5 protein-coding genes are annotated in these 4,391 nt (G+C 66.1%); all 5 read right to left on the minus strand.

All coding sequences use genetic code 11. From position 1 onward, the window contains the following. Window positions 1–137: 137 nt before the first annotated feature. Genes NKH42_RS30900 through NKH42_RS30920 form a run of 5 tightly spaced genes read right to left on the minus strand, consistent with a single transcriptional unit; the run spans window position 138 to window position 4,225 of the window. On the minus strand, window positions 138–644 hold the full coding sequence (locus tag NKH42_RS30900; protein WP_352506678.1) for an L-2-amino-thiazoline-4-carboxylic acid hydrolase: 507 nt from the start codon (window positions 642–644) through the stop codon (window positions 138–140). Continuing rightward, the gene (locus NKH42_RS30905) at window positions 641–1,432 is read right to left on the minus strand and encodes an ATP-binding cassette domain-containing protein (RefSeq protein ID WP_352691525.1); all 792 of its coding nucleotides are present in this window, start codon (window positions 1,430–1,432) and stop codon (window positions 641–643) included. Before NKH42_RS30905 ends, NKH42_RS30900 begins: the two co-directional genes overlap by 4 nt. Then, window positions 1,429–2,415, minus strand: a complete 987-nt coding sequence (locus NKH42_RS30910) for an ABC transporter ATP-binding protein (RefSeq protein ID WP_352506676.1) — start codon at window positions 2,413–2,415, stop codon at window positions 1,429–1,431. Before NKH42_RS30910 ends, NKH42_RS30905 begins: the two co-directional genes overlap by 4 nt. Further along, complete coding sequence (locus tag NKH42_RS30915) at window positions 2,412–3,242, minus strand: ABC transporter permease (protein ID WP_352506675.1); 831 nt, start codon at window positions 3,240–3,242, stop codon at window positions 2,412–2,414. Before NKH42_RS30915 ends, NKH42_RS30910 begins: the two co-directional genes overlap by 4 nt. Then, window positions 3,239–4,225 carry an ABC transporter permease gene (locus tag NKH42_RS30920; RefSeq protein ID WP_352506674.1) on the minus strand — a complete coding sequence of 329 codons (987 nt, stop codon included), beginning with the start codon at window positions 4,223–4,225 and terminating at the stop codon, window positions 3,239–3,241. The genes NKH42_RS30915 and NKH42_RS30920 overlap by 4 nt, the downstream gene beginning before the upstream one ends. Window positions 4,226–4,391 lie beyond the last annotated feature (166 nt).

Below are 4,391 nucleotides of genomic sequence, written 5' to 3' on the forward strand. Positions count from 1 at the left end.
ATCGCCAATGGCTGGCCAAACAGCGATATCGAGGCGCTTATGCCTTGGAACTACCAGCGCTGAACGGCATCAGCTACCCGCTTACGCCCAACCGAACGGAACTCTACGTCTTCGCCGACATGGCTCGAGTTGTAGCTCTAACCGGCATCCCGGTTGGTCAAAGCGATGTGGCAGCAGCCGAAACCGTGGCCCGGTGTCCAGGTGACATTGTCGAAGCGTACCCCGGTAGCCTCGAACAGGCCGCGATCGAAGGCGCCGGCGATGCGGCAGAGCGTGGCGAGTTTCTCGTCGTCGACGCCGGCTTCGACCCAGGCGTCCTTCAGCGGGCAGCGCCTGACCTTGAAGGCAATGCGGTCCGGACCGCGTTCGACGTCGGTCGGATACATGCGACCGCCATCCGGGCTGACGGCCAGGAACGCCTCGCCGATCGCCGGTGCGTCGTTGGGGCCGAAATCGGCGAAGGCCGCCGCCGCAACCTCCCTGCCTCGCCGTTCAATGGTGCGGATCATGATCGCCTCAGCCTTTTCCGCGCCAACTTCCGCGGTTAGCTCGTCGAGCAACAGACGATAGAGATCGGCACGGTTGCGGAAGGCGGAATCGAGTTCGCGTGACGGTTTTTCGGCTCGGGCTTCGGCGTCGGTCATGATGCGTCCCGTTCGATCCTCGACAGTCTTGGCGCTGCCGCCACCAGCGCCTTGCCGATCGCGGATTGCGGCGCGTCGATGACGGTGCGGGCATCGCCGCTCTCGGCAATCCGCCCGCCGTCCAGAATGGCGATGCGGTGGGCGATGGCACGGACGACGCCGAGATCGTGCGAAATGAAGAGATAGGCGATGCGCTCCTCGCGTTGAAGGTCGAGCAGCAGCCGCAGGATCTGCGCGCGCACCGAAACGTCGAGCGCCGACACCGCCTCGTCGAGCACGACCAGCGACGGTTTCGTGGCGATGGCGCGGGCGATTGCAACGCGCTGGCGCTGACCGCCGGAGATTTCGTGAATGGCGCGGCCGGCGAGACCGGCGCTGAGGCCGACGCGTTCCAGCAGAGCGACGATACGGCGCGGGCGTTCGGCGCGAGAGGCGATGTGATGGATGCGCAAGGGGTCGTCGAGCACACGTGCCACCGTGGCGCGTGGGTTCAAGGCGGCGAGCGGATCCTGAAACACCGTCTGCAGACGAGCGCGCCGGTCGCGCAACGCAGCGCCGTTCAACGACAGGAAATCACTGCCTTCAAATTCGATTCGGCCAGCATCGGCTTCGATGAGCCGCAGTATGAGCCGAGCGATCGTCGATTTGCCGCTGCCGGAAGGTCCGGCCAGCGCCAGCGTCTCGCCATACTCGATGTGGAAGGAAACATCGTCGGCCGCGGCGATGATCTTGCCGCCGCTACTGTATCGTTTGGTCAGGCCGGAAACGGCGAGCAGCGGACTGGTCATGTTCGCTGCAGCAGCGGCTCGGCGTCTAGGCCGAGATCGGCGTCGAGCAGCGCCCTTGTGTACGCGTGACGCGGCGCACTGACCACCTGCGCCGTCGCACCGAGCTCGAGCAGCTCGCCATGCCGGAACACGGCGATGCGCTCTCCAAGCTCAGCGGCCAGCCCGATGTCGTGGCTGATGAACAGCAGCGTCATGCCGTCCTCGGTCACGAGTCGCCGGATCAGCCCGACGATTTCGGCCTGCACGATGGTGTCCAGGGCACTGGTCGCCTCGTCGGCGATCAGCAGTTTCGGCCCGGCCGCGATCGCGGCGGCGATCGCCACGCGCTGCTTCTGGCCGCCGGAGAGCTGATGTGGAAAGGCGCGCAGAGCGGCATCGGGGTCGGGCAGACGGACGCGTTCGAGCAAGGCTTTTGCTCTGGCATAGGCGTGTCGCCAGTCAAGTCCGAGATGCGTGCGCGCGACTTCCGCGATCTGCTTGCCGATTGGCATGACCGGATCGAGACTGGCGGATGGGTCCTGGAAAACGAAGCCGATATCACGGCCTCCGGGGGGAACGAACTTAGGCCGGCGTTCCGTCGCGCCCCCCTCTGTCCTGCCGGACATCTCCCCCTCAAGGGGGGAGATCGGCAGTTCCGCAGCCGGTTCCTTTCGGCCAGCTTCAGTGATTGGCGAAGGCAGAGATGAAAGCGCAATCTCCCCCCTTGAGGGGGAGATGTCCGGCAGGATAGAGGGGGGTGCCTTGGCACCAAACATTGGCGGCGGGCGCAAGAGCCAATCGATATGGCCTTCGATCTTGGCAGTGGCCGGCAGCAGCCCGGCAATCGCCAGCGCCAACGTGCTCTTGCCCGAGCCGCTCTCGCCGATGATGGCGAGGCGCTCGCCAGCGGCGACATCGAAGCTGATATGTTTCAGCGCAGCCACCTCGGCGCCGTCGCGGCGATAGGTCACCGTTAGATTGCGGATCGAAGCAAGCGCCGTCACGACAGGCTCTTTCTCACCGCCGCGGTCTCGACGACGCCTTCGCCGGCGAGATAGACGCCGAGCACGGTCAGCACGAGTGCTACACCCGGAATGATCGACAGGAAGGGCGCGGTGCGCAGCACGGCGCGGCCTTCGGCGATCATGCCGCCCCAGGTCACGCGGTTGGGGTCGCCGAGGCCGAGAAAAGACAATGCCGCTTCGGTGAGAATAGCCGCGGCGACGATCACCGACGACAACGCCAGGACGGGCGGCAGCGCGTTGGGCAGCACCTCGCGAAAGGCGATCTCCAGCGGATGCATGCCGATGACGCGGGCGCCGGCAACAAAATCGCGCTCGCGGATCGACAGCACTTCGGCCCGCGCCACGCGTGCCGGTCCGGTCCAGGCGCCCAGCGCGATCGCAGCGACCACGACGCCGAGCGACGGCCCGACGATGCTGACGAAAGCCAAAGCCAGCAGGAAGGCTGGGACGGTCTGGAAAGCGTCGGTGATGCGCATCAGTACCTCGTCGACAAGGCCGCCGGCAAAACCGGCCAACGTGCCGATTACGGCGCCGACGGCAAGCGCGGTGGCTGCTGCTGCCAGGCCGACCGCCAGCGAGGTGCGGGCGCCGTGGAAAAGCTCGGCCAGCACGTCACGGCCGAGGCGGTCGGTGCCGAGTGGCAGCGACCAGTCCTGGAACGGCGACAGCAATGCCGGCCCGGCAATGGCCTGCGGATCGCTCGGAAAGAACAAAGGTGCGGCAAGCGCCACGGCAGACAGCGCCGTCAGGATGACCGCGCCGGCGATCGCTTCCGGCGTGCGAAGAAAGCGGCGAAGCGGGCTCACGCGCCGGCCTCACTGGCCCCGACGCGCGGATCGAGGACGGCGTAGGCGATGTCGACGAGAAGGTTGATGATGACGACCAGGACGGCACTGATGAGAATGATGCCGAGCAGCAACGGCGTGTCGCGTGCCGCCACCGCTTCCTGCGCCAGCCGGCCAAGGCCTGGCACGGAAAAGACGCTTTCGATAACGACGCTGCCGCCCAACATCTGCGCGGACTGCAGGCCAAGCATGGTGACCAGCGGCAACAGCGCATTGCGGGCGACGTGAGCGAGCACGATGCGACGGCGGGAAAGTCCTCTGGCGCGGGCGGCCAGCACAAAATCCTGTCGCCAGACCTCGGCCATGCCGGCGCGCATCATGCGCAGATAGAGCGCGAGATAGATGAAGCCGAGCGCCGAAACCGGCAGGACGAGATGGCGGGCGATATCGGCGGCGCGATCGAGGCCGGTCCGGGCCGAGGCGATACTCTCGATCCCGCCGATCGGAAACCATCGCAGGTCGACGGCAAAGACGATGATCAGCACCAGCCCAAGCCAGAAGCCCGGCACGGCATAGAGCGCCAGCGAACCGATGGACAGAAAGCGATCGCGAAAACTGCCGGGCCTGGCGCCGGCATAGATGCCGAGTGCCGAGCCGAGACCGAAGGAGAGCGCGGTGGCGCTGCCCATCAACAGCAGCGTGTTGGGCAGGCGCTCGAGGATGACGTCGCGGATCGGCCGCGAAAAGGTGACCGATTGGCCGAGATCGAGATGCAGCAGCGCCCAAAGATAATTGGCGAGCCGCGTCAGTTCCGTCTGGTCGAGACCCCAGCGGTGACGCAACAGCTCGATCATCCCGGCGTCGCCGCCGGTCGAGACGATGTAGGCATCGACCGCGTCGCCGGGAGCGGCTTCGAGTAACAGGAAGGTGCCGATGACGACAATCAGCAGCACGAAGATGCTGCCGACGAGACGGCGGCGAAGGAGGATGACAGCGCGGGTCATGGCATAACGCCGATAGGAGAGCCAAGTCTTCGGTGCCGCGCTCTACGGCGCCCCCCTCTGTCCTGCCGGACATCTCCCCCACAAGGGGGTGTTTGGACCGGGGACATCGCGAACAGGTGTGCGAGGACATCGCGAACAGTTTGGCGCGCTTTGCGCTGGGGGGTTC

Origin of the sequence: Mesorhizobium sp. M1142, from assembly GCF_040318565.1 — a bacterium.
In the GTDB taxonomy this organism is placed as follows: Bacteria; Pseudomonadota; Alphaproteobacteria; order Rhizobiales; family Rhizobiaceae; genus Mesorhizobium.

What these genes read in the sequence shown, in the direction of transcription:
- NKH42_RS30900 (WP_352506678.1), bottom strand. Translation starts at nt 644, where the DNA reads ATGACCGACGCCGAAGCCCGAGCCGAAAAACCGTCACGCGAACTCGAT.
- NKH42_RS30905 (WP_352691525.1), bottom strand. Translation starts at nt 1,432, where the DNA reads ATGACCAGTCCGCTGCTCGCCGTTTCCGGCCTGACCAAACGATACAGT.
- NKH42_RS30920 (WP_352506674.1), bottom strand. Translation starts at nt 4,225, where the DNA reads ATGACCCGCGCTGTCATCCTCCTTCGCCGCCGTCTCGTCGGCAGCATC.